The organism is Pseudonocardia sp. Cha107L01 (assembly GCF_052566575.1).
The window spans coordinates 6279943-6302582 of record NZ_CP199579.1; the positions used below are offsets into that span (position 1 = coordinate 6279943).

21 protein-coding genes and 2 pseudogenes are annotated in these 22640 nt (G+C 70.4%); 12 read left to right on the forward strand and 11 right to left on the reverse strand.

Annotation, left to right across the window (positions count from 1 at the left end; translation table 11 throughout):
• The first annotated feature begins 97 nt into the window (after nucleotides 1-97).
• Nucleotides 98-1597, forward strand: a complete 1500-nt coding sequence (gene zwf / locus ACTXG6_RS29520) for a glucose-6-phosphate dehydrogenase (RefSeq protein WP_445182673.1) — start codon at nucleotides 98-100, stop codon at nucleotides 1595-1597.
• A gap of 79 nt (nucleotides 1598-1676) precedes the next feature.
• Here zwf and ACTXG6_RS29525 read toward each other — a convergent pair whose 3' ends face one another.
• Entirely contained in the window at nucleotides 1677-2102 is a 426-nt protein-coding gene (locus ACTXG6_RS29525; protein WP_445182674.1) for an OsmC family protein, read from the reverse strand.
• A 289-nt stretch (nucleotides 2103-2391) separates the two neighbouring features.
• Between ACTXG6_RS29525 and ACTXG6_RS29530 the strand changes: the two genes are divergently transcribed.
• The gene (locus ACTXG6_RS29530; protein WP_445182675.1) at nucleotides 2392-2691 is read left to right on the forward strand and encodes a hypothetical protein; all 300 of its coding nucleotides are present in this window, start codon (nucleotides 2392-2394) and stop codon (nucleotides 2689-2691) included.
• A gap of 497 nt (nucleotides 2692-3188) precedes the next feature.
• On the opposite strand, the gene ACTXG6_RS29535 is transcribed toward ACTXG6_RS29530, so the two are convergent.
• Nucleotides 3189-3542 carry an ArsR/SmtB family transcription factor gene (locus ACTXG6_RS29535; RefSeq protein ID WP_445190130.1) on the reverse strand — a complete coding sequence of 118 codons (354 nt, stop codon included), beginning with the start codon at nucleotides 3540-3542 and terminating at the stop codon, nucleotides 3189-3191.
• Nucleotides 3543-3719: 177 nt separating this feature from the next.
• Here ACTXG6_RS29535 and ACTXG6_RS29540 point away from each other — a divergent pair, with 177 nt between their 5' ends.
• Nucleotides 3720-5699, forward strand: a complete 1980-nt coding sequence (locus ACTXG6_RS29540; RefSeq protein WP_445190131.1) for a heavy metal translocating P-type ATPase — start codon at nucleotides 3720-3722, stop codon at nucleotides 5697-5699.
• Here ACTXG6_RS29540 and ACTXG6_RS29545 read toward each other — a convergent pair.
• The 5 genes from ACTXG6_RS29545 to ACTXG6_RS29565 form a co-directional block, all read right to left on the reverse strand.
• Entirely contained in the window at nucleotides 5657-5848 is a 192-nt protein-coding gene (locus tag ACTXG6_RS29545; protein WP_445182676.1) for a hypothetical protein, read from the reverse strand. The two genes, ACTXG6_RS29540 and ACTXG6_RS29545, sit on opposite strands and share 43 nt — an antisense overlap.
• A 204-nt stretch (nucleotides 5849-6052) precedes the next feature.
• Complete coding sequence (locus ACTXG6_RS29550) at nucleotides 6053-7627, reverse strand: flavin monoamine oxidase family protein (RefSeq protein WP_445182677.1); 1575 nt, start codon at nucleotides 7625-7627, stop codon at nucleotides 6053-6055.
• A 219-nt stretch (nucleotides 7628-7846) separates the two neighbouring features.
• A complete protein-coding gene (locus ACTXG6_RS29555; RefSeq protein WP_445182678.1) occupies nucleotides 7847-9493 on the reverse strand; it encodes a flavin-containing monooxygenase in 1647 nt (548 codons plus the stop codon).
• A gap of 89 nt (nucleotides 9494-9582) precedes the next feature.
• A complete protein-coding gene (locus tag ACTXG6_RS29560) occupies nucleotides 9583-10590 on the reverse strand; it encodes a GlxA family transcriptional regulator (protein ID WP_445182679.1) in 1008 nt (335 codons plus the stop codon).
• A gap of 14 nt (nucleotides 10591-10604) precedes the next feature.
• The gene (locus ACTXG6_RS29565) at nucleotides 10605-11243 is read right to left on the reverse strand and encodes an HD domain-containing protein (RefSeq protein WP_445182680.1); all 639 of its coding nucleotides are present in this window, start codon (nucleotides 11241-11243) and stop codon (nucleotides 10605-10607) included.
• A 473-nt stretch (nucleotides 11244-11716) separates the two neighbouring features.
• Here ACTXG6_RS29565 and ACTXG6_RS29570 point away from each other — a divergent pair.
• From ACTXG6_RS29570 to hpaD, 5 genes and pseudogenes are all read left to right on the forward strand, one after another.
• Nucleotides 11717-11937: pseudogene (locus tag ACTXG6_RS29570) on the forward strand (dihydrodipicolinate synthase family protein); the annotation flags it as partial.
• Between the two features lie 33 nt (nucleotides 11938-11970).
• Nucleotides 11971-12039 (forward strand): annotated as a pseudogene (locus ACTXG6_RS29575) (hypothetical protein); the annotation flags it as partial.
• The gene (locus tag ACTXG6_RS29580) at nucleotides 12040-12210 is read left to right on the forward strand and encodes a hypothetical protein (RefSeq protein WP_445190337.1); all 171 of its coding nucleotides are present in this window, start codon (nucleotides 12040-12042) and stop codon (nucleotides 12208-12210) included.
• Complete coding sequence (gene hpaE / locus ACTXG6_RS29585) at nucleotides 12207-13709, forward strand: 5-carboxymethyl-2-hydroxymuconate semialdehyde dehydrogenase (RefSeq protein WP_445182681.1); 1503 nt, start codon at nucleotides 12207-12209, stop codon at nucleotides 13707-13709. Before ACTXG6_RS29580 ends, hpaE begins: the two co-directional genes overlap by 4 nt.
• Nucleotides 13706-14785: a 3,4-dihydroxyphenylacetate 2,3-dioxygenase gene (gene hpaD / locus ACTXG6_RS29590; RefSeq protein ID WP_445182682.1), complete on the forward strand. Its 1080-nt coding sequence runs from the start codon at nucleotides 13706-13708 to the stop codon at nucleotides 14783-14785. Before hpaE ends, hpaD begins: the two co-directional genes overlap by 4 nt.
• Before the next feature lie 12 nt (nucleotides 14786-14797).
• Here hpaD and mdlC read toward each other — a convergent pair whose 3' ends face one another.
• Both mdlC and ACTXG6_RS29600 read right to left on the reverse strand, forming a co-directional pair.
• Nucleotides 14798-16369: a benzoylformate decarboxylase gene (gene mdlC / locus ACTXG6_RS29595; RefSeq protein WP_445182683.1), complete on the reverse strand. Its 1572-nt coding sequence runs from the start codon at nucleotides 16367-16369 to the stop codon at nucleotides 14798-14800.
• Between the two features lie 103 nt (nucleotides 16370-16472).
• The gene (locus tag ACTXG6_RS29600) at nucleotides 16473-16685 is read right to left on the reverse strand and encodes a hypothetical protein (RefSeq protein WP_445182684.1); all 213 of its coding nucleotides are present in this window, start codon (nucleotides 16683-16685) and stop codon (nucleotides 16473-16475) included.
• Nucleotides 16686-16874: 189 nt separating this feature from the next.
• Between ACTXG6_RS29600 and hmgA the strand changes: the two genes are divergently transcribed.
• The 3 genes from hmgA (at nucleotide 16875) to ACTXG6_RS29615 (ending at nucleotide 19817) form a co-directional block, all read left to right on the forward strand.
• A complete protein-coding gene (gene hmgA, locus ACTXG6_RS29605) occupies nucleotides 16875-18200 on the forward strand; it encodes a homogentisate 1,2-dioxygenase (RefSeq protein ID WP_445182685.1) in 1326 nt (441 codons plus the stop codon).
• Nucleotides 18197-19024, forward strand: coding sequence for a GntR family transcriptional regulator (locus ACTXG6_RS29610; protein WP_445182686.1), 828 nt, complete (start codon nucleotides 18197-18199; stop codon nucleotides 19022-19024). Before hmgA ends, ACTXG6_RS29610 begins: the two co-directional genes overlap by 4 nt.
• A 109-nt stretch (nucleotides 19025-19133) precedes the next feature.
• Complete coding sequence (locus ACTXG6_RS29615) at nucleotides 19134-19817, forward strand: GntR family transcriptional regulator (RefSeq protein WP_445182687.1); 684 nt, start codon at nucleotides 19134-19136, stop codon at nucleotides 19815-19817.
• Nucleotides 19818-20098: 281 nt separating this feature from the next.
• On the opposite strand, the gene ACTXG6_RS29620 is transcribed toward ACTXG6_RS29615, so the two are convergent.
• Together ACTXG6_RS29620 and ACTXG6_RS29625 are read right to left on the reverse strand one after the other, a co-directional pair.
• Nucleotides 20099-20935: an NmrA family NAD(P)-binding protein gene (locus ACTXG6_RS29620; RefSeq protein WP_445182688.1), complete on the reverse strand. Its 837-nt coding sequence runs from the start codon at nucleotides 20933-20935 to the stop codon at nucleotides 20099-20101.
• A gap of 68 nt (nucleotides 20936-21003) precedes the next feature.
• A complete protein-coding gene (locus ACTXG6_RS29625; protein ID WP_445182689.1) occupies nucleotides 21004-21642 on the reverse strand; it encodes a DsbA family oxidoreductase in 639 nt (212 codons plus the stop codon).
• Between the two features lie 151 nt (nucleotides 21643-21793).
• On the opposite strand from ACTXG6_RS29625, the gene ACTXG6_RS29630 reads away from it, so the two are divergent.
• Nucleotides 21794-22639 (forward strand): patatin-like phospholipase family protein, encoded by an 846-nt coding sequence (locus tag ACTXG6_RS29630; RefSeq protein ID WP_445182690.1) that lies wholly within the window; start codon nucleotides 21794-21796, stop codon nucleotides 22637-22639.
• The last annotated feature ends 1 nt before the right edge of the window (nucleotide 22640 follow it).

Here is a 22640-nt window from a genome sequence, read left to right on the forward strand (position 1 = left end):
TTAGCCACCGGCGCGCAAGGTCGGTATACCCCGTCCACTGGCTATAGTTCCGGAAGCGAATCTCGCGCCCGCGGTTTCGTCCGTAGGAGGATCGAGCGTGGCCGAACCCAATCCGCAGACCATCGCCTACCCGTCGCCCGGGTCCCGAGCCAGCCGACGCGGCCTGGACACGTTGGCCCCGCACGTCATCGTGCTGTTCGGTGCGACCGGCGACCTTGCCAAGCGCAAGCTGTTACCGGGCCTGGCCTACCTGCAGCAGTCCGCCTTCGCGCCCGATGTACGGATCATCGGGTCGGCGATGGAGGACATGAACACCGATGAGTTCCGCGCGCTGGCACAGGCGGCCATCGCGGACTTCGGCACCCACCAGTTGGGCGGCGAAGCGCTGAAGAGATTCTGCGATCGACTGGCCTACGTGCCGCAGGGCGCCGGACCCGAGGGGCTGACCGCGGCGGTGAAGGCCGCCGAGGAGCTGCTCGGCCCGCAGTCCCGCCGGCTGCACTACCTGTCGGTGCCGCCCAAGGCCGCCCAGGCCGTGATCACCATGCTGCGGGACGCCGGCCTGGTCGAGAACGCCCGGGTGGTGATGGAGAAGCCCTTCGGGGAGGACCTCGCCAGTGCGGTCCAGCTCAACGACTTCGTGCACGAGACGTTCGACGAGTCGCAGATCTTCCGGATCGACCACTTCCTGGGCAAGGAGGCGGCGCAGAACATCCTGGCGTTCCGGTTCGCGAACGGGCTGTTCGAGCCGATCTGGAACCGCAACTTCATCGACCACGTCCAGATCGATATCCCGGAGACGCTCGGGCTCGACCAGCGGGCGAACTTCTACGAGGCCACCGGCGCCTACAAGGACATGGTGGTCACTCACCTGATGCAGGTGATGGCCTTCGTCGCGATGGAACCGCCGACGGCGCTGGAGCCGAGGGCGATCAGCGAGGAGAAGAACAAGGTCTTCCGCTCGATGCTGCCGATCCGCACCAGCGACGTGGTCCGCGGCCAGTACGGCGGCTACCGCCACGAGGTGGGCGTCGCCCCCGACTCCGACACCGAGACGTTCATCGCGCTCAAGGTCGGGCTGGACAACTGGCGGTGGGCCGGGGTGCCGTTCTACCTGCGCACCGGCAAGAAGATGGCCGAGGGTCAGCGCATCATCTCGATCGCCTTCAAGGAGGCGCCGAGGACCATGTTCCCGAGCGGTTCAGGGGTGGGCTCCCAGGGGCCGGACCATCTGACCTTCGACCTCGCGGACGCCTCCCGGGTCTCGCTGTCGTTCTACGGCAAGCGACCCGGGCCGGGGATGCGGCTGGAGAAGCTGTCGATGCAGTTCTCCACCCAGGAGACCGATCAGGCCGGCGACGTCCTGGAGGCCTACGAGCGGCTGATCCTGGACGCGATGCGCGGCGATCACACCCTGTTCACCACCGCCGAGGGCATCGAGTCGCTGTGGGAGCGTTCCACGCCGCTGCTCGACGACCCGCCGCCGGTCAAGAACTACCCCGCCGGCACCTGGGGACCCAACGCGATCCACCAGCTCATCGCGCCGAACGCGTGGCGGCTGCCCTTCGAACGGGCGTGGCGCGAGCACAAGACCTGACAGGCTCCGCGTACGCAAAACACCGGCCGGCGCGATCCCGATGACCACGGGGATAGCGCCGGCCGGCGTCGCGACGAACTCAGCTGGCGAGCGTTGCGTCCAGCGTGACCTCGGGTACGGCGGCCAATGCCTTGCTCACCGGGCATCCCGCCTTGGCCGCGAGGGCGTGCTCGGCGAAGGCGTCCTGGTCCAGACCGGGTACCCGCCCCACGGTGACGAGGGCGATCTTCGTGATGGTCGGGGCCCCGTCGACGATCCTGAGGGTGACCGCGGCGTCGGTGTGCACCGAGTCCGGCGGGCTACCGGCCCCGGCCAGGATGTTCGACAGCGCCATCGAGAAGCATGCGGCGTGCGCCGCGGCGATCAACTGCTCCGGGTTGGATCCCGGTCCGTCCTCGAAGCGGGACTTGTAGGTGTACCCGCCGCTGATCGAGTCACCAGCGGTGAACGAGCCCGTGCCCGTGGGGACGTCACCCTTCCACTCCGCACTTCCCCGTGCCGGCATGCGCGTCTCCTTGCCCTGTGCGTTGTCTCGGTCACTGCTCCCCCCGATCCTGCCAGAGCGGGCCGGCCACGGGGCGGTACGTCCGTTGACCAGCACTATCGGGTCGCTCATGCCCTCCATACGGAATTCACAGAATGTCTGCCAATTCTCCTCCCTGTCAAAGTCCTCAGCTCAACGCACTCGAACTGAGGAAAACTCAGACCCGGACGTTGTCGACAAGCACTGCTTATGTCCTACAGTGCACTCGCTGTGCACCCGTAGTGGTACCGAGAAATGAAGGAGCATCAGTTTGATCCCCTCCGTCAAATCCTCTATTGCCGGCGTGGCGATTGCTTTGGCAGTCACCACGGTCGGTGCGGTAGGCACAGCATATGCTGATGTGCCGACCGCCTCAGGCGCGGCGACCATTGCCGCCGAGAACCCGCCCCCCAGGCCGCCCAAGGCTGCGCCGCACCGGTTCCGCGCCAAGTTCAGGACGCAGCAGCAGTGTGAGCAGCGCGCGGGCCACGACCACCCCGGTCACCGTGCCGACTGGGACTGCCGGCGCGGCCCCGACAGGAACAACCCGTGGGAGTACTGGGGCCGCTGAACCCCAGGCCGGTCGAGGTAATCCACCAACCGCTCCCCGGGGGCGTACGTCCAGCGGCTCCCCCCGTCCCCCGACGGGCCAGCTGACCGCGTGCCCGCCGATTCAGCATTCAAAGGTGCATTTCTCGGCCTGTTCCGTCAGCCAGATCTGAATACTGATTGCCCCGGTGACCGACAACGGCCACCGGGGCAATCAGTCGTTCGGAAATCAGGAACGACTCAACGAAGTCGACTCGTCCAGGCGAGCCGTGCGACGCATCCAACTCGGGCACCGCTCACAACGAGCGGCATTTCTCAGGTCTCTCCCGGTAAGGCTGTGCCTCGGACCGCCGAGGTGGTGGCTGAGCTGGGCGTTCCGCGCAACGACCTGACGTGACCGACGCTCGCCGCGCCAACCTCGACACGAAGCCGTCCTGTCAGTGTCGCGGCGTTACCCCCAGCGTCGCGGCGGTGGGTTGTGTCCTCAACGTGGCTGGCCAGACCCGGTCGCAGGGGTCCCTAGGCCTCCGGGATGTCCGGGACACCGAGCTGCAGGTGCTCCGCGTGGTAGATCGCCTCGTCGAGCAGCTGCGCGACGTGCGTGTCATAGAGGGCGTAGCGCACGGTGTGGCCGTTGCGCTCGCCTTCGACGAGGCCGAGATGGCGCAGCAGCCGCAGCTGGTGGGAGATCGCGGACTGGGTCATCCCGACCGAGGTGACGAGCTCGCTGACGGTGGCGGGCCCCTGCCGCAGGCGGCTCAGGATCAGCAGCCGACTGGGCGTGGCGAGCGCCTGCAGGGTGGTGGCCACCCCTTTGGCCTCGGCGAGGGTCAATGGCCCGCCGCGGGTGCGCCCCTCGATGCCATGACCCATGCCGTCAGCATAGTTGAGCAGATATGAAGACGTCTTCATACTTGCTATGGTCGAGGGAGATCACCCTCCGCCGTCCGCTGGGAGTACCGGGTGTCCTCGACGTTGTCCGCCACGCCCCTCGGTGAATCCGCCACCCCTACCCGGGTGCGCCGACCGCCGCTGTGGCGCCTCGTGTCGATGCCGGAGCTGCGCTACGCGGCGGCGGCGCTGGGGTTGTTCGCCGTCGGTGGGGCCCTGCAGCTGCTCGGAACCCCGGCACCGCTGTGGTGGGCGTTCTACCTGGCCTGTTACCTCGTCGGCGGGTGGGAGCCGGCGCTGTCGGGGTTGCGCGCACTGCGGGAGAGGACGCTCGACGTCGACCTGCTGATGATCGTGGCCGCGCTGGTCGCCGCCGCCATCGGCCAGGTGTTCGACGGCGCGCTCCTGATCGTCATCTTCGCCACCTCGGGGGCACTGGAGGCCTTCGTGACCCGCCGGACGGCCGACTCGGTGCGGGGACTGCTGGACCTGGCGCCGGAGAAAGCCACCCGGTTGGGCGGGGACGGTTCCGAGACACTCGTCGACTCTGCCGTGCTGGGTGTCGGTGACACGGTGCTCGTCCGCCCCGGCGAACGGGTCGGCGCGGACGGCGAGGTCCAGGAGGGTGTCAGCGAGGTCGACCAGGCCTCCATCACCGGCGAGCCGCTGCCGGTGCTCAAGCAGGCGGGTGACCCGGTGTTCGCCGGCACCCTCAACGGGACCGGTGCACTGCGGATCCGGGTCACCCGGGCGGCGGCGGACACCGTGGTCGCCCGGATCGTGGCGATGGTCGAGGCCGCGTCGGCGACGAAGGCGAAGACCCAGCTGTTCATCGAGCAGGTGGAGCAGCGCTACTCGATCGGCGTCGTGGTCGCCACCCTGGCGCTGTTCGCGGTCCCGCTGGCCTTCGGCGCCCCCGTGGAGCCCACCCTGCTGCGCGCGATGACGTTCATGATCGTCGCATCGCCGTGCGCGGTCGTACTGGCGACCATGCCGCCCCTGTTGTCCGCGATCGCCAATGCGGGCCGGCACGGCTTGCTGGTGAAGTCGGCGGTCGTCCTGGAGAAGTTCCGGACCGTCGACGTGGTCGCCTTCGACAAGACCGGCACCCTCACCGAGGGCACCCCCCGGGTCACCGAGGTCCGCCCGCTGCCCACCGACGGCGGCCTCGGTGCCGACGAGCTGCTCCGGCTGGCCGCCGCCGCCGAGTACGCCGGTGAGCACCCGCTGGCCCGCGCGGTCGTCGCCGCCGCGCGCGAACGTGGGATCACGGTGCCGCGCGCCGGGGGGTTCACCTCCGCCCCCGGGCGTGGGGTCCGCGCGACGGTCGAGGGGCAGGTGGTCGAGGTGGGCTCCCCGAGACTGCTCGGCGGGACGGGCGACGGGACTGCGAAGCAACGCGCGCGGGCGATGGTGGACGAACTCGAACAGGCCGGCCGCACCGCGGTGATCGTGCTCGTCGACGGCCGGCCGGCCGGGCTGCTCGGACTGGCCGACCGGGTCAGGCCCGACGCGGCCGCGACCGTCGCCGCGCTGGCCACCCTCACCGGCACCACCCCGATCCTGCTGACCGGGGACAACGCCCGCGCCGCCGCCCGACTGGCCGAGGAGGTCGGGATCACCGAGGTGCGTGCCGGGTTGCTGCCCCAGGACAAGGTCGACCACGTGCGTGCGCTGCAGGCCGGCGGCCGTCAGGTGCTGCTCGTCGGGGACGGCGTGAACGACGCCCCGGCCATGGCCGCCGCCGACGTCGGGGTGGCGATCGGCCGGCACGGCTCCGACCTGGCACTGGACACCGCCGACGCGGTGATCGTGCGCGACGAGCTCGCCATCCTGCCCACGATCATCGGGCTGTCCGCCCGGGCGCACCGGGTGATGCGGGCCAACCTGCTCCTCGCCGCCATCGTGATCGCCGCGCTGATCACCTGGGACATCGCCGGGTTTCTGCCGCTGCCGCTCGGGGTCGCCGGCCACGAAGGCTCCACCGTGCTCGTCGGGCTCAACGGCCTACGGCTGCTCCGCCGGAGCGCATGGCGGCGCCTCGGCGGGCCCGGGGCTGATGGCACCCACCCGGACACCCACCCCGATCACCCCGATCAGCCCGGCGTTCCGGGCGGGGTGGCCAACGTCGCCAGGTGAGCCGCGAACGCGTCCAGCACCCCTAGCGCGGCGGCGCTGTCCCGGTCCGGCAGCCAGTTCAGGCTGAGCCCGTCGATCACGGTGACCAGGAGCCGCGCCAGCGTCGGCATCGGCAGGGTCCTCGCCACCAGCATGGCGGGCCTGGGCACACTGGGGATCCTCGTGCTGCAAGCCGCCGCGGCCGCCTCGGTGATCGGTTCTTCGCCCGCCGCCCGGACCGGCACTGGTGGCGGACCCGACTGGCGCCGGCCATCGGCCTCGCCGGGCTGGTCGCGGCCACGATCCTGGTCATCCGGAAGTTCTCCGTGCTCACCGGCACCAGCTGTGTCCGGCGGTCACGCGCTCAGCCGGCCTCAGGTGGCGAGCGCGCGGGAGTGCAGTGCGGTGACCGCCTTCTGGGCGGACGTGAACGAGCCGTGCTGCCAGGAGACCTCGTTGCTGAGCCAGTCGCCGGCGAAGTAGACCCGCCCGGCCGCGGTGTTGAGCGGGGCGAACACCGGTGCCTGCGGCCCGCCCGGGATGTTCTGCCAGCCGCCTTCGATGAAGGGGGCGACCGACCAGGCGATGGAGAACGAGTTGGCCAGCTCGGTGCGGTGCTTCGGGCCGTGGATCTTCACACCGCCGGCCAGGGCGCGCTCCAGCCGCTCGGGCGGGCGCAGCCGGGCGTAGGTCTTGGCGTCGTCGTCGGTGTTGTAGTAGCCCACCAGCACACCGCCCGGCGAGTGGAACCCGTCCGAGGGGTACCAGATCTGCCCCAGGTCGAGGTCGGTCTCGGTGATGCCGCCGTAGATCCGGTGATCGGACTCCCACCAGCGGCTCTTGTACTCCAGGCCGATCTTGCTGGCCGCGACCTGGGTGAACGTGGTCAGCCCGCGCTGCACGTCGGGGCCGAGGTTGTGCGTCAGCTTGGCGAGCACGTTCGGCGGCAGCGTGGCGATGCAGAAGTCGGCCTCGATCTGCTGCGGCGCGCCGTTGGCATCCTTGTACGCGACGCTGACCCGGTCCGGGTTGTTGGTGACCGAGGTGACCGGGCTGCTCAGCTTGATCTTCTCCGCGCCGACCGCCTTGGCCAGCGCGAGTGGGATGGCGTCCATGCCGCCCACCGGCTGCAACATGACCATGGACTGCTCGAAGTCGGTCTCGAAGGACAGCTCCTCCCCGATCTCGTAGCCGAACACCGTAGACAGCGACAGCGGCGGACCGGCCAGGACACCGGGCGTGCCGGTCGCGCCCGGCCACGTGTTGTAGCCGCGCTGCGGGCCGCCGGTGTACTGCCAGCTCCGCGCCCGGTCGTTCGGGATCCGCTTGCCGATCCTGCCGAAGTTACTCAGGAAGTTGAGCAGCGAGTCCTTGTCGTCCGCGCTCATCTGCTGGTCCAGCGCACCCTGGTCGGTGGCCTTGGCCAGCAGTTCCGAGATGTAGCCGTACATGTCGGAGCGCAGCGCGCGGCGGCGCGCGGGCTTCGTCATGCCCGACTGCTCCTGGTAGAAGTAGGCATCGGCGTTGACGTTGACGAACACCTCCAGCGGAACGCCCAGCTCGCGGCAGTAGTCCAGGGTGATCATCCACTGCGCGATCCGGGCCGGTCCGGCGTTGAAGTACCGGCCCGCGCCGAAGGCGGCCGTCTGGGTGTCGCCGTTGAGGTCGGCGTGCTTGGTGCCGCCGCGGACGGTGAAGTTCCGCCCGCCGACATGGTCCTGGGCCTCGACGACCACGCAGTCGTAGCCTGCCTTGCCCAGCTCGTAGGCGCAGGCCAGGCCGGCGACGCCGGCACCGAGAACCACGACCCGCTTGGCCTTCTTGCCGGGCAGCGTGAAGTCCGAGGGGCGCGGCGGGTGGTACGGCTGGATCACCGAGTCGGAGGTGACCGCCAGGTCCATCGCGCCCATGGTGGCGAACAGGACGCCGGCGCCACCGGCCTGTCCCACCCGACGCAGAAAATCCCGACGAGTACGACCGCCCACCACCATGTTCACCATCCGAACGGCCTCTTGGGCACTGATCGACCCGCGGCAACGACACCTGACGCCCGGGATCTTGGCACAGCCGGAAGTCGCGGACGGGCACAGGTCACTCGCTACGGGCATACCGATCGGGGGGCGGCCGGTTCCGCGGGGCAAACGTCCGGCTGCCCGGCGATCCGAGCCCTACCCGGCCGCGAAGGAGAACCCCTCGTAGCCGTTTCCCGCCACCTCGGCACACCTGTCGGCGTAGTTCGCTAAACCGCCGGCGTAGGGCATGAAGACCCTCGGCTTTCCCGGCACATTGGCACCCAGGTACCAGGAGCTCTCGGCCAGCGGCAGCAGTGTGCGGTGCGCCGCCTCGTTCACGTGCTCGCCCCACGTCTGCTCGGCGTGTTCGCCCGCCTCGATCCGGACGAGCCCGCGCGCCCGCATGTGGTCGATGCAGGTGGCGATCCAGTCGACGTGCTGCTCGATCGCGGTGGGCATGTTGGTGAGCACCGACGGGCTGCCCGGGCCGGTGATGGTGAACAGGTTCGGGAAGCCGGCCACCTGCAGCCCCAGGTAGGTGCGCGGGCCCGCCGCCCACTTCTCGCGCAACCGGGTGCCGTCGGTGCCCATGATGTCGATGTTCAGCAGCGGCCCGGTCAGCGCGTCGAAGCCGGTCGCGAACACGAGGGTGTCCAGCTCGAACTCCGCCTCGGAGGTCCGCACGCCCCTCGGGGTGACCTCCTCGATCGGCGTCCGCCGCACGTCGACCAGCCGCACGTTGTCCCGGTTGTAGGTCTCGAAGTAGTGCGTGTCGATCGGCGGGCGCTTCGTCGCGAACGGATGGTCCAGCGGCATCAAGGTGGCCGCGGTGTCCGGGTCGCGGACGATCTCACTGATCTTGGACCGGATGAAGTCGGAGGCGGTGTCATTGGCCGCCTTGCTGGTCAGCAGGTCCTGGAAGGCGGCCCGGAACCGCAGGCCACCGACCGCCCAGGCCGCCTCGTACACCTGTTGCCGGCGCTGCTCCGGGACCTGGAGCGCCGAGGTCGGGCTGATCGGGAAGGGGTGCCCGTTGGTCGACTCACGCTGGGCCCGCCGGATCGTCGGGTAGTCGGCCTTGACCGTGCGCTGGAACTCCGGCTCCAGCGGGGCATTGCGGGCCGGGATGCTGTAGTTGGCGGTGCGTTGGAAGACCGTCAGGTGCGCGGCCTGCTCCGCGATCACCGGGATGGCCTGGATGCCGGTCGAGCCGGTGCCGACCACGCCCACCCGCTTGCCGGTGAGGTCCACGCCGTCCCCCGGCCACCGGCCGGTGTGGTACCAGTCGCCGCCGAACGAGTCGAGCCCCGGGATGCGCGGGATGTTCGCCGAGGACAGGCAGCCCACCGCCGTGACCAGGAACCGCGCCGACCAGCGTTCGCCCGCGTCCGTGCGCAGCCGCCAGCGGTTCGCCCGTTCGTCGAAGGCCGCCTCGACCACCCGTCGGCCGAACCGGATGTCCCGGCGCAGGTCGAACCGGTCCGCGACGTGGTTCAGGTAGCGCAGAATCTCCGGCTGCTCGGGGTAGCGCTCCGTCCACACCCAGTCCTGCTGCAGCTGCTCGGAGAACGAGTAGGAGTAGTAGTAGCTCTCCGAGTCGCACCGGGCTCCGGGGTAGCGGTTCCAGTACCAGGTCCCGCCGACCCCGTCGCCGGCCTCGAGCACGGCGGTCGCCAGCCCCGAGCCGCGCAGCCGGTGGAGCATGTACAGACCGGCGAAGCCGGCGCCGATCACAACCGCGTCGAGCTCGCGCTCGACATCGCCGAGCTCGGCCGGGGCAGAGTCCCGCAGAGGTACCGTCATTGTTCCTCCCTGCCCCTCACTGTGGGCCACGCGCTCGGCGCCCGCATGTCGAGCTCCCCGCATGTCGAGCTCAGTGAGGAGGACGCCCCTCAGGACGCGACGGCGGCCGAGCCGCGGAAAGCACGTCGGTGGCGCTGCGGGCTGGTACCGGTGACCGCGTTGAAATGGGAGCGCAGCGCCTCCAGTGACCCGAATCCGGTGTCATCGGCGATCTGGGCGATCGAACGGTCCGTGTCCTCGAGCAATACGCGCGCCCGCGCGACCCGCTGGCGGGTCAACCAGCCCATCGCCGTCTCGCCGGTCTCCGCCTGGAACCTGCGGGTCAGGGTGCGCACGCTGACCCGGGCGTGGTCGGCGATGGCCTGCAGGGTGTGGTCCTCGCGCAGGTTCTGCTGCAGCCACTGCCGGGTGGGGGCGAGTGAGCCGGCCGCGACGGCCACCGGTTCGCGGATGAACTGCGCCTGCCCGCCTTCGCGGTGCGGAGCGCTGACCAGGAACCTGGCCACGGTGTTCGACGCGGACTGCCCCAGGTCCCGGCGCAGGATGTGCAGGCACAGATCGACGCCGGCGAGCACACCCGCCGAGGTGAGCACCGATCCCTCGTCGACATAGAGGTGCTGCTCCTGCACGTCCACCAGCGGGTACCGGGCGCGCAGCTCCCGCGCCCACATCCAGTGCGTCGTCGCCCGGCGCCCGTCCAGCAGGCCGGCCTCGGCGAGCGCGAACGCGCCGAGGCAGACCGACACCAGACGCGCTCCCCGCGCCGCCGCCTCGGCGAGCGCGGCGCACACCCCCTCCGGCAGCGGTTCCCTCGGGTCCAGGAAACCGGGGACGATCACGGTGTCCGCGTCGCGCATCGAGCTGATCGGGCCCACACCCCGCGCCGTGAGCCACTCGCCGGTCATGGCGGACGGGTCGGGACCGCAGAGGAACAGCTCGTACGGGTTGGCCGGCACCATCTCCTCGGGCATCAATTCGGCCGGCCACGGGCCGAAGATCTGCAGCGGCACGACCAGGTCGAGCGCGACGACCCCGGGCAGCACGAGTACGGCCACCCGATGCGGAGCCGTGGCCAGATTAATCCGAGAAACGGACATCTGGCCACCTTAACTCAGCTACCCCATCGACCGTGTGCGGCGAGTACCTCCATATCGGTGGAGTGTGGCGGCGTGGCACGCTGCCCGAGTAGGCCGGCGGCGATCGTGTAACCGGGAGCCTTCTCCGGTCGGGTCCGGGCCTGGCCGACGATGATGTCGACCAGGGACGTCGCCATCGCCAAGCGCGGGTACTGCTCGTGAATACGCTTTCCCTGATCGTCTGTGACGAACTCGCTCCCGACGCCGAAATCGAGCGCAATTCCGCCGTGCGTCACCGCGGTCAGCGCACCCCTGCGCTCGGCGATACCGAATGATGTGTGCAGGGCGATCGCTTCCCATACTGCGTCGACCTCGGCGCCGGGCAGTCCCCGCTCGGTGAGGAATTCCGCGGCGACGTCTGCCCCGTCGACCTCGAACCGCTGATTTCGGTTACCGAGCTCGGTCAGACCCAAGTCGTGGAGGACACACGCATAGAAGAGGAGGTCGCGATCGACGTCGATTCCCCGGTGCTCGGCGAAGAGTTTCGCAAACAGCCAGCTGCGGACGCTGTGGTTCGCCACCGAGGGCCCCGCATTGCGGACGACCAGGTCGAGTGCCTCACGCGCGACTGGCGATGCCGGCAGTTCGAGCAGGTCGTCGGTGCCGGCGGTCACGAGCCGGCCTTCGCGGCCCGGACGGGAGGAGCCGTCTCGGTGTCGTGCAACGTCGCTGGAAATACCAGGCTGAGAATCTTCACCACAATCTCCAATACTCCTGGGTACACGCATTGACCCAGTTCCCGTCGTGCTTGAACATCTCGACAAAGATCTGCTGCACTGGCCTTTTCCTCGAGTCGGGCTGATGGACGTCGGCGCAATTGTTTCTCATACGGTAGTCCAGGGAATCTGAACCCATGTGTGCCTAAAGGGACAACAAGTCCAGGGATCCGGCCATCGTGTGGCGGAGTCCCGCACCGGCCGCGGCGGGGCCGCGCGCCGGCCTCCCGGTGGGCCCTACCTCAGCTCAACTGTGGATGGACCCGAGGGATGAGCGCTTTCCGCGTCCGGCCAAATCGTATATGAAGTCATAGACGGTTCTGCCCGACTGGAGGTCCTGTGACCCACCGCAACGCCCGGAGGGGCGACCGATGAAGTTCCGCGACGATCCGGCCCGCATCCGGGGTTCCATCGCCCCGGTGGTGACCCCGTTCGCCCGGGACGGGGCACCCGACCCGGCGGGGCTGCGCCGGCTGATCGAGTTCCAGCTGGTCAACGGCTCGCACGGGATCTCGCTCGGCGGTTCGACCGGCGAACCGAGTGCACAGACCCTCGCCGAACGAGCCGATGCGATCCGGCTGGCCGCCTCGGTGGTCGCCGACCGGCACCGGCCACCGTCGGGCGGCTGTTCCGGGACTTCGACAATGTCGTCGGGGTCAAGGAGACGACAAAGGACTTCGAGCACTTCTCCCGCGTGCTGCACGAGTGCGGCCCGGAGCTGCTGGTCTGGTCCGGCATCGAGCTGCTCGGTCCGGACTTCGTCCGGCCGCCGCTGATCCCGCTGACCGAGGCGGGCCAGGACCGCGCCAGGACCCTTCTCGCCGGCGCCGAGGACCTCCTCTCCCCGATCGGAGCGCAGTCGTGACACCCGCCGACCTGCCCACCCACCTACCGCACTTCATCGGCGGCGAGTCCGTCGACAGCGTCTCGGGCGCCACCTTCGACGTACTCGACCCGGTCTCGAACCGCCCCTACGCCACCGCCGCCGCCGGAGACCGGGAGGACGTCGCCCGCGCGGTCCGGGCCGCCCGCACGGCCTTCACCGACGGTCCGTGGCCAACTATGCCGGGCCGGGCCCGGGCCCGGATCCTGTTCGCGGCCGCCGACGCCGTCGAGGCCAGGGAGGACCGCCTCGCCGAGCTCGAGTCGTTCGACACCGGGCTGCCGATCACCCAGGCTCGGGGCCAGGCCAAGCGCGCCGCGGAGAACTTCCGGTTCTTCGCCGACCTGATCGTCGCCCGAGGTGACGACGCCTACTCGGTACCCGGCAGCCAGCTCAACTACGTGGTGCGCCGCCCGGTCGGGGTCGCCGGGCTGATCACCCCCTGGAACACCCCGTTCATGCTGGAGAGCTGGAAGCTCGCCCCGGCGCTGGCGTCCGGCTGCCCGGTGGTGCTCAAGCCGGCCGAGTTCACGCCGCTCTCGGCCAGCCTCTGGCCCGGGATCATGGCCGACGCCGGCCTGCCCTCGGGGGTGTTCAACCTGGTCAACGGGATCGGTGAGGACGCCGGCGCCGCGCTGGTGGGGCACCCGGACGTGCCGCTGATCTCGTTCACCGGCGAGACCACCACCGGCAAAGTGATCATGCGCGAGGCCGCCGAGAACCTCAAGGGCCTTTCCATGGAGCTGGGCGGCAAGTCCCCCGTCGTGGTGTTCGCCGACTGTGACCTGGAGGCGGCGCTGGACTCCACCCTGTTCGGCGTGTTCTCCCTCAACGGCGAGCGCTGCACAGCCGGCTCGCGGATCCTGGTCGAACGGGCGATCTACGAGGAGTTCTGCGAGCGCTACGCCGAGCGGGCCCGGCGCATCGTGGTCGGCGACCCGGCGGACCCGGCCACCGAGGTCGGCGCGCTGGTCCATCCGGAGCATTACGAGCGGGTGCTGGCCTACGTCGAGACCGGCAAGGGTGAGGGCCGGCTGCTGGCCGGCGGTGGGCGCCCCGAACAGCTGCGCGAGGGCAACTACCTGGCGCCCACCGTGTTCGCCGACGTCAAGCCCGACGCCCGGATCTTCCAGGAGGAGATCTTCGGCCCGGTGGTCGCGATCACCCCGTTCGACACCGAGACCGAGGCGATCGACCTGGCCAACGCCGTGCGGTACGGGCTGGCCGGCTACGTCTGGACCGACAACCTCAAGCGCGGGCACCGGGTGGCCGGCGCCATCGAGGCCGGCATGGTCTGGCTCAACTCGCACAACATCCGTGACCTGCGCACCCCGTTCGGCGGGGTGAAGAACTCCGGGGTCGGCCACGAGGGCGGCCACCGCAGCATCGACTTCTACACCGACGAGCACATCGTCCACGTCGCGCTCGGCGACGTGCACACCCCCCGGTTCGGCGCCAACCCGGACGGAGCGTCCCGATGACCGTGACCCCTGGCCCCGCCGCGCTGCCCCCGCCACCGGACGTGATCCGTGCCGGCTACGCCGAGCTGATCGTCACCGACCTCGACGCTGCCCGGTGGTTCTACGTCGACGTGCTCGGGCTCGTGGTCACCGCCGAGGACGCCGACGCGCTCTACCTGCGCGCCTTCGAGGAGTACCTGCACCACAGCCTGGTGCTGCGCCGGGGCGACACCCCGGCGCTGGGCCGACTCGCCTACCGGGTCCGGGGGCAGGCGCAGGTCGACGCGGCGGAGCGCTACTACCGGGCGCTGGGCGTGGACACCCGCCGCGTCCCGGCCGGCACCACCCGCGGGATCGGCGAGGCCGTCCGCATCACCGACCCCCTCGGCTTCCCGGTGGAGTTCTACTACGACGCCGAGCACACCGAGCGCCTCACCCAGCGCTACGACCTGCACCCGGGCAACGCCCTCACCCGGCTCGACCACTTCAACGTGATGGTCCCCGACGTGGCGGCCGCACACGCCTACTACACAGGCCTCGGCTTCGGGGTCTCGGAGACCATCGAGGACGAGCGGCACAACATCTACGCGGCCTGGCTCTACCGCAAGCAGACGGTCCACGACATCGCCTTGACCAGCGGCGACGGGCCGCGCCTTCACCACATTGCCTATGCCACCGCGGAGCGCCACCACATCCTGCACACCTGCGACGTACTCGGCGCCCTGCGCAGGGAGCGGCACATCGAGCGCGGGCCCGGCCGCCACGGCGTGTCCAACGCCTTCTATCTCTACGTCCGCGACCCCGACGGGCACCGCATCGAGATCTACACGACGGACTACTACACCGGCGACCCGGACAACCCGACCGTGCGGTGGAACGTCGACGACAACCGCCGCCGCTCCTTCTGGGGCCACAGCGTCGTCCCGTCCTGGTACACCGAGGGTTCCCCGGTGCTCGGACCGGACGGCGGGCCGACCCCGCTCACCGCCGCCACCGTCCGCGAGGCCGACCGAGGCGTCCTCGTCGGCGCCGACGGGTTCTCCCAGGTCACCGACGGCGGCGCGCCGACCGGCTTCAAACTCGGCACCCAGGTCTGAGGTCGTGAGTTCTCAGCCGACGTGGACGTCGACGAGGCTGGGCGTGGTGGCGGCGAGTGCGGCGGTCAGGGCGGCGGCGAGTTCGTCGGGCCGCCGGACGGTGACCCCGGAGCAGCCCAGGTCCCGGGCCAGCCCCGCGAAGTCGATGCCGGGCAGCGAGGTACCGACGGGTTTGCTGATCCCGAAGTGCTGGGCGAACCTGTCCAGAGCGGCGTAGGCGCTGTTGTTCACCACCACGAACACGATCGGCAACTCCTCCCGGGCGGCCGACCACAGGGCCTGGACCGAGTACATGCTCGATCCGTCGCCGAGCAGCGCGATCACCTGCTGTTCAGGTCTGGCGAGCGCAACCCCGACGGCCGCCGGCATGCCGTGCCCCAGGCCGCCACTGGCGCAGGTGAAGAACGTCTCGGAGCGGTCGAACGGCAGGTGGTCGTGCATGGTCGAGCGGCTGCTCGGGGCCTCCTCCACCACGATGCTCGCCTCGGGTCGCAGGTCGGCGATCGTCTGCATCAGGAATGCTTCCGAGATCACGCCGTCCGGTTGGACCCGGGCGGGGCGCACGCGGGGCGCTGGCGCGGTCCGGGCCGCCGGTTCCGGCCCGGACAGCAGGTCGCGCAGACCGAGGCGGATGCTCGTCACCACCGATGTCCCGGTCGGCGTCCAGGCGGCGGTCGCCGGGTCGTCGACGAGCTGGAACAGCGCGGTGCCCCGCGCGACGTACGGTCCGGTGCCCTCCACGTGGTAGGAGAACACCGGGGCGCCGATCACCACGACCACGTCGTGCCCCGCGAGCTGTTCCCGGATGCGGTCGCGCTCGGCGTCCAGGAACCCGGCGAACAGCGGGTGTGACTCGGGGAAGCTGCACCGCGCGGAGAGCGGCGCCACCCAGACCCGCGCCCGGTGGCGCTCGGCCAGCGTGACGACATCCTCGAAGGCACCCTCCACGTCGACACCGGCCCCGACGACGAACGCGGGCCGCCGCGACCGGGCGAGCGCCGATGCGACCTCGTCGAGCAGGGCCGGGTCCGCGCGGACAGCGGTGCTGACAGTGCGCGGCTCCAGCGGCTGGTCCGGGTCCGTCGGCTGGTCCCAGTCGTCGACCGGCACCGACAGGAACACCGGGCCCCTCGGCGGGGCCATCGCCAGGTGATAGCCACGGGCGAGCGCGGCCGGCACATCCTGCGCCCTCGCCGGCTCACAGCTCCACTTCACGTACGGCTTGGGCAACTCGGTGGCCTGGTCGGCGAACAGGAACGGCTCACCGACCAGCATCGACCGGGCCTGCTGCCCCGCGGTGATCACCAGCGGGGTCCGGTTCTTCCACGCGGTGAAGATGTTGCCCATCGCGTGGCCGACCCCGGCCGCGGAGTGCAGGTTGACGAGCGCCGCGTTGTGGGTGGCCTGCGCATAACCGTCGGCCATGCCCACGACCACGGCCTCCTGCAGACCGAGGACGTACCGGAAGTCGTCGGGGAAGTCCCGGAACATCGGCAGCTCGGTCGAGCCCGGATTGCCGAACACCGAGGTCATACCCAGTGTTCGCAGCTGCTCGATGAAAGTTTCCCGGACGGTGCGAGACATGCCCACGTTCCCCCTGTTCAGCGTCGACCCTGCCTCCCCGACCCTGGCACAGACCGCGCGGCGGCGCCCGGTTCCCCGGTCCGGCGACGGGCGCCGTGCGTCGTCAGGAGCTGGACGCCGAGCTGAGTCCGGGTGTGGCCGTGGACGTCGGGCGCAACAGGATCGCGGCCACACCGAGGTCGTAGCCGGCGCAGAAGGCCGGGTACCAGTCGGGAATCCGTGAGTGCTGGCCACCGTCGTGCACCAGGTCGAACAGTGCGTGGGCGGCCCAGCCGGCCGCGACGACACGGGGGGCGTTCGACGTCCTGCCGCGCACGGCCGCCGTGCCCAGGGCACCAAGGCCAACAGGGCAGCCAGCTCGCGGACGACAGGAGCACTGCGCGGGCGGCTCGACCGGAACAGCGGCCCACCCTAGTCATCGGCCAGCCCGTGCTTGACAGGGCGGATATCGAATGATCTGATTAACCGTATCAATCAGGCTAATCGGTGAGTGACGAGGTCGACAGTGACAACCACACTGAGCACCGGGGCGACCACGGGAACCGGCATCCGCCCCTACCTGTCCGGTTTCGGCAACGAGCACAGCAGCGAGGCGGTGCCCGGCGCGGTCCCGGCAGGGCGCAACTCGCCACAGCGCGCACCACTGGGCGTCTACGCCGAGCAGATCAGCGGGACCGCGTTCACCCAGCCCCGCGCGGTGAACCGCCGGAGCTGGGTCTACCGGATCATGCCCTCGGCGGCGCACCCCGCCTTCCGCCGGATCGACAACGGACTGCTGCGCAGCGCCCCGTTCACCGAGGTGGAGCCCGACCCGAACCGACTGCGCTGGGACGCGCCGCCGACGCCGGGCGCACCGACCGATTTCATCGACGGCCTCTACACCGTGGGCGGCAACGGTGACACCGGCAGCCACGCCGGCATCGGCATCCACTGGTACACGGCCAACCGCTCGATGACCGACCGCTACTTCGTCGACTCCGACGGCGAACTGCTCGTCGTCCCCGAGGACGGCCGCCTCACGGTGCACACCGAGCTGGGCATCCTCGACGTCGCGCCGGGCGAGATCGTGGTCATCCCCCGCGGCATCCGCTTCCGGGTGGAGTTGCCGGACGGCCGGGCGCGCGGCTACATCTGCGAGAACTACGGCGCCGCGTTCACGCTGCCCGAGCGTGGCCCGATCGGCGCGAACGGCCTGGCCAACGAGCGGGACTTCCTGGCCCCGGTGGCGGCCTTCGAGGACCGCCAGTCCGCCGTGCAGGTGGTGCAGAAGTTCGGCGGCAACCTCTGGGCCGCCGACTACGACCACTCACCTCTCGACGTCGTCGGCTGGCACGGCGACTACGCGCCGTACAAGTACGACCTGGCGAACTTCATGACGATCGGCACCATCAGCTTCGACCATCCCGACCCGTCCATCTTCACGGTGCTGACCTCCCCCACCGACGCCCCGGGCCTGGCCAACGCCGACTTCGTGATCTTCCCGCCGCGCTGGCTGGTCGGCGAGAACACCTTCCGCCCACCCTGGTACCACCGCAACATCATGGCCGAGTTCATGGGCCTGATCCGCGGTGTCTACGACGCGAAGGCCGAGGGGTTCGTGCCCGGCGGCGCGAGCCTGCACAACACCTTCACCTCGCACGGGCCCGACGCCGACACCTACGACAAGGCCAGCTCCGCCGAGCTCGCACCGCACAAGCTCGACGACACCCTGGCGTTCATGTTCGAGACCCGCTGGAGCGTCGTGCCGACCCGGCACGCACTGGACGCGCCGCACCGCCAGAGCGACTACGACGCGGTCTGGCAGGGCCTGCGCCGCCAGTTCACCCCGTGACCACACCGCACACCGACGCCCGCGCACCGGTGAGTGGCGATGGTCGCGATAGCAACCATCGCGACTCACAGGCCGACGTCCTCGCCGCGATCGGGCACCTCCCCGACCTCGCTCGGAGCCCGCTTCCCCTGTGGTTCCAGGCCGCCGAGATCCTGCGTGCCTTCACCGACGAACGCCCGCCGGACGTCGCGACCCGCCTGCCCACCGAAGCCGCGTTGGCCAAGCACTGGGACATCAGCCTGTCCACCGTGCGCCAGGCGCTGGGAGCGCTGGAGGGCGAAGGTCTGATCTCCCGGCACCGCAGGCGGGGCACCTTCATCAAGGCGGCCGCCACCCGGGGACGCAGTCTGTGGGTGTCCGGGTCGGTCGACTCGGTGGTCCGCCAGCAGGCCAACGACCAGGTGGTCGTGCTCGACCGGTCGCTCTGCGCCGTCCCGGTCGCGCTGGTCGAGCACTTCCCCGACACGACCGAGCTGGTGCGGATCCGCCGGCTGCGCAGCGACAGCGGCGCAACCCTGAGCTACGCGGAGAACTTCCTGCGTCCGGAGCTGGCGGCCCGGTTCGCCGACGACCAACTCCGCCGGGTTCCCATGACGCAGATCCTGCGCGACGAGCTGGGGTTGCGCCTCACCCGCATCGAGAACGCGATCGAGGCGCGCAACGCGACGCCGCTGCTGGCCGAACTGCTCGAGGTGGACCTGCTCAGCCCGATCCTGCTGTCCACCAACCTGACCCGGGACGACACCGGCGCCGTCGTCGACGCCGCGCTCATCCACTACCGGGGCGACCGCTTCCGGTTCACCGTCGACATCGACGTGCGCTGACCGGCGAGACCACCGACCGGGACGCCGGACAACCGGCCGCCGGCGCCTGGGTGGCCGGTAGCTCGTGGATATCATCCGCGGGGTGGCTGGTAATGCAGGCAATCCCAGGGTGCCCACGTCGCTGCGCGTCCGGCACACCTCGCTGACCGACTCGGTCGCGAGCACCTTGCGGCGCATGATCCTGAACCGCGAGTTCGAACCCGGTGAACGGATCACCCAGGTGCAGCTCGCGGCGCTGCTCGGGGTGAGCACGATGCCGATCCGGGAGGCGTTGCTGCGGCTGGTGGCCGAAGGCCTGGTGATCGCCGAGGCGAACCGCTCGTTCCGGATCACCGAGACCACCGAGTCGGAGATCCGCGACATCTACTGGATGCACGCCGTGCTCGCCGCCGAGCTGACCGGGCGGGCCTGGGAGCGACGCACCGCCGACCTGCTGGCCACCCTGCACACCGAGCACGACGCCTACCGCGAGAACCAAACCATGGGCAACCATGAGGACCTCTTCCAGTCGAACTGGGCATTCCACAGCGCACTGCACAACGCCGCCGGCGCGCCCGCTCTGGGCCTGATGCTGAAGAACACGCTGCGCTTCTTCCCGGACTTCTCCATCCCGGTCGACGGCTGGCGGGAACTGGCCGCCCAGTGGCAGGCCGGGCTGATCAGGGAGTTCACCGACGGCAGCCGGGCCGGCGCCGAGGAGGTTGCCCGCTCGAGCATCGGCATGGCGTCCGACCTGTTCATCGCGTCCTTCTGGAGCGACGGCGGCGCGGACACGGCAGGGACCGGGTCCTAGGTGTGGTGCTGAGCTGGGCGCTCCGCTGAGCGACTTGATGTGACCGACGCTCACGCCGGGGTCGCGGTCATGATCGTCAGACCGCCGTCGGCCACTACGCCGCTGCAGTCACATTCGGTGATCGGTCGATTGGCTCAGGCCGCTGACCCCAGGGGTGAGCTGCATCGAAAGCAACCTGAGTCTGGTTCTCAGCGAAAAATACCAGACTGGCGTTGGTCTCGGTGAACCGTGACGCGCCAGTCGCGCCAGGGTCGACCCCAGGCAGCCCTGGCGACCGGCCGTCACGGCTTCCACACACCGGTGGTGGCGGCGTCGCGGGCGTAGTCGGCGAAGTCCCTCGGCGGGCGGCCCAGCGCGCGCCGCACTCCGTCGGTCAGGTGGGCGTTGCGGCCGTCCAGGACGGTACCGAAGATCTCCGCGAAGACCGCGGCCTCCTCTTCCGGGATGCCCTGCGCGACGAGGCCGGCGATGAACTCGGCGGCGGAGATCCGCTGGTAGCCGATGTCCTGGCCGGTCGCCTTCGCGATCTCGGCGACGGCCTCCTCGAAGGTCAACAGGCGTGGCCCGGTCAGCTCGTAGAGCTGCCCGGCGTGACCGTCCTCGGTCAGCGCGGCGACGACCACGTCGGCGATGTCGTCGGCGTCCACGAACGGCTCCCCCACCTCCGGGGCCGGCAGTGCCACGGTGCCGGCGCGGACGAACTCCTCGAAGCCCTTCTCGCTGAAGTTCTGCGCGAAGAAGGCGCACCGGACGATCGTCACGTCCGCGCCCGAGGCCACCACCGCCTGCTCGGCGAGCTGAGCCAACTCCTCGCCCCGGCCGGACAGCAGCACCAGCCGGCGCACGCCACCGGCCACGGCCGTCTCGGTGAACCGGCGGACCGAGTCAAGCGCGCCGGGTGCCACCAGGTCGGGGTAGAACACCAGGTAGGCGGCCGTCACGTCCCGCAGGACAGCCGGCCAGGTGGTCTCGTCTGCCCAGTCGAAGGGCGGCTGGCCGGACCGGGAACCGAGCCGGGTCGCCACCCCGCGCGCCGCGAGGCGGTCCGCCACCCGGCGGCCGGTCGTGCCGGTGGCACCCAGTACCAGGGTGAGTTCGGTGTGCGTGTCTGTTGTCATGAGACACAGTCAAGCCGCAATCCGCGAGACGAACCATCGCTGAATTTCTCGAATTCATGTCTGTGCGTCTAGGCCGACGCGTTCTGTGCCTGACGCAGCGCGGACAGGAACGTCTCGAGCGGTTGGGCCCCGGACAGGCCGTACGCCCGGTCCAGCACGAAGAACGGCACCCCGCTCACCCCGAGCTCCCGGGCCTGGCTGATGTCCTCCTCCACCTCGGTGGTGTACTCGTCGCCGGCGAGCACCCGCCGCGCCTCCCCCGCCGGTACGCCGACCTCCTCGCCCAGCCGGACCAGCGTCTCGGGGTCCGCCAGTGTCGCGCCCTCGACCAGCTGCGCCCGCATCAGCCGCTCGTGCATCGCCGCGCCCAGCCCGTGTGCCTCGGCCAGGTGGGCCAACCGGTGCGCGTCGAAGGTGTTGACCATGCTGGAGGACTCGAAGTCGTACACCAGCCCCTCCTCGGCCGCGACCGCCTTGACCTGCTCGGTCATCGCGCGGACCTGTGCGGCCGAACCGCCGGTCTTCTCCATCAGAGCCTCGTACGTCGGGCGGTGGACGCCCTTGGGAAATGCCGGGTCGAGTTGGAAGCTGCGCCACACCACCTCCACGTCGCCGGCGTGCTCGAACGACCCGAGCGCCCGCTCCAGCCGTCGTTTGCCGACGTAGCACCACGGGCACACGACATCCGACCAGACCTCGACGCGCATCTCAGCCCCTCACCTCGATCGAACACACCCCGTCGGAACGACCGGCCCACAGCTGCCCCGCCGAGCGCGCGGGGCGGGCAAGTACTGTGCGAAACGCCCTCCCGATGGGCCACCTCGACCTCGTCGGCCGGATCTCAGCCAAGGCGGTGTCATGAGCGACGAACCGCTGGCCGACCCACCTCGACTCGGCCTGGTTCTCGGCGGCGGGGCCGCGCTGGGCGCGGCTCACGCCGGCGTCCTCGAGGTGTTGGAGGAGGCGGGCATCTCCTGTCCCATCGTAGTGGGCACCAGCGCCGGCGCGCTGGTCGGCGCGGGCTACGCCGCGGGTCTCAGCAGTGTCACGCTCACCGAGGCGATACTGGCCGCGACCTGGGCGGACTTCGCCCGGCTCAGCATCGGGCGCCGGTGGGGGCTGCTGGACACCTCGCCGCTGGAGCAGAACATCGAGAAGCACATCCCGGTGGCCACCATCGAGGAGCTCGACCGCCGGTTCGGGGCCGTCGCCTGGGACCTGCGGGCCAGGGAGACGGTGCTGCTCACCCAGGGGCCCCTGAGCGGCGCACTGCGGGCGACCAGCGCGGTACCCGGGCTGTTCCCGCCGGTGGCGATCGGCGACCGGCTGCTTGTCGACGGCGCTCTCGCCGACAACACGCCGGCGTGGGCGGCACGCATCCTCGGCGCCGACCTGGTCATCGCCGTCCGGCTGAACGACGAGACCAACACCGTGGCACAGACCGCCGGGCGGCTGCTGGAGACGCTGAACAGCCCGCGCCAGACGACCGTACCGGCCCAGCACGCCGGCCGACCCGATGTACTCATCCGCCCCGAGACCCGCGGCATCAACCGGTGGTCGCCGAAAGGGGTACCCGACCTGATCGCCGCCGGCCGACTCGCCGCCGAAGCCGCCCTGCCGGCGATCGCCGAGTCGATCGCGGCCAGGGGCCGGGACAGGACGGCCACGCCGCCCGCCGCAACCCCGGCCGTGGACGCGACCTAGC

What these genes read in the sequence shown, in the direction of transcription:
- hpaD (WP_445182682.1), top strand. Translation starts at nt 13,706, where the DNA reads ATGACCGTGACCCCTGGCCCCGCCGCGCTGCCCCCGCCACCGGACGTG.
- mdlC (WP_445182683.1), bottom strand. Translation starts at nt 16,369, where the DNA reads ATGTCTCGCACCGTCCGGGAAACTTTCATCGAGCAGCTGCGAACACTG.
- ACTXG6_RS29630 (WP_445182690.1), top strand. Translation starts at nt 21,794, where the DNA reads ATGAGCGACGAACCGCTGGCCGACCCACCTCGACTCGGCCTGGTTCTC.
- ACTXG6_RS29555 (WP_445182678.1), bottom strand. Translation starts at nt 9,493, where the DNA reads ATGACGGTACCTCTGCGGGACTCTGCCCCGGCCGAGCTCGGCGATGTC.
- ACTXG6_RS29560 (WP_445182679.1), bottom strand. Translation starts at nt 10,590, where the DNA reads ATGTCCGTTTCTCGGATTAATCTGGCCACGGCTCCGCATCGGGTGGCC.
- ACTXG6_RS29525 (WP_445182674.1), bottom strand. Translation starts at nt 2,102, where the DNA reads ATGCCGGCACGGGGAAGTGCGGAGTGGAAGGGTGACGTCCCCACGGGC.
- ACTXG6_RS29540 (WP_445190131.1), top strand. Translation starts at nt 3,720, where the DNA reads ATGCCGGAGCTGCGCTACGCGGCGGCGGCGCTGGGGTTGTTCGCCGTC.
- ACTXG6_RS29625 (WP_445182689.1), bottom strand. Translation starts at nt 21,642, where the DNA reads ATGCGCGTCGAGGTCTGGTCGGATGTCGTGTGCCCGTGGTGCTACGTC.
- ACTXG6_RS29620 (WP_445182688.1), bottom strand. Translation starts at nt 20,935, where the DNA reads ATGACAACAGACACGCACACCGAACTCACCCTGGTACTGGGTGCCACC.
- ACTXG6_RS29535 (WP_445190130.1), bottom strand. Translation starts at nt 3,542, where the DNA reads ATGGGTCATGGCATCGAGGGGCGCACCCGCGGCGGGCCATTGACCCTC.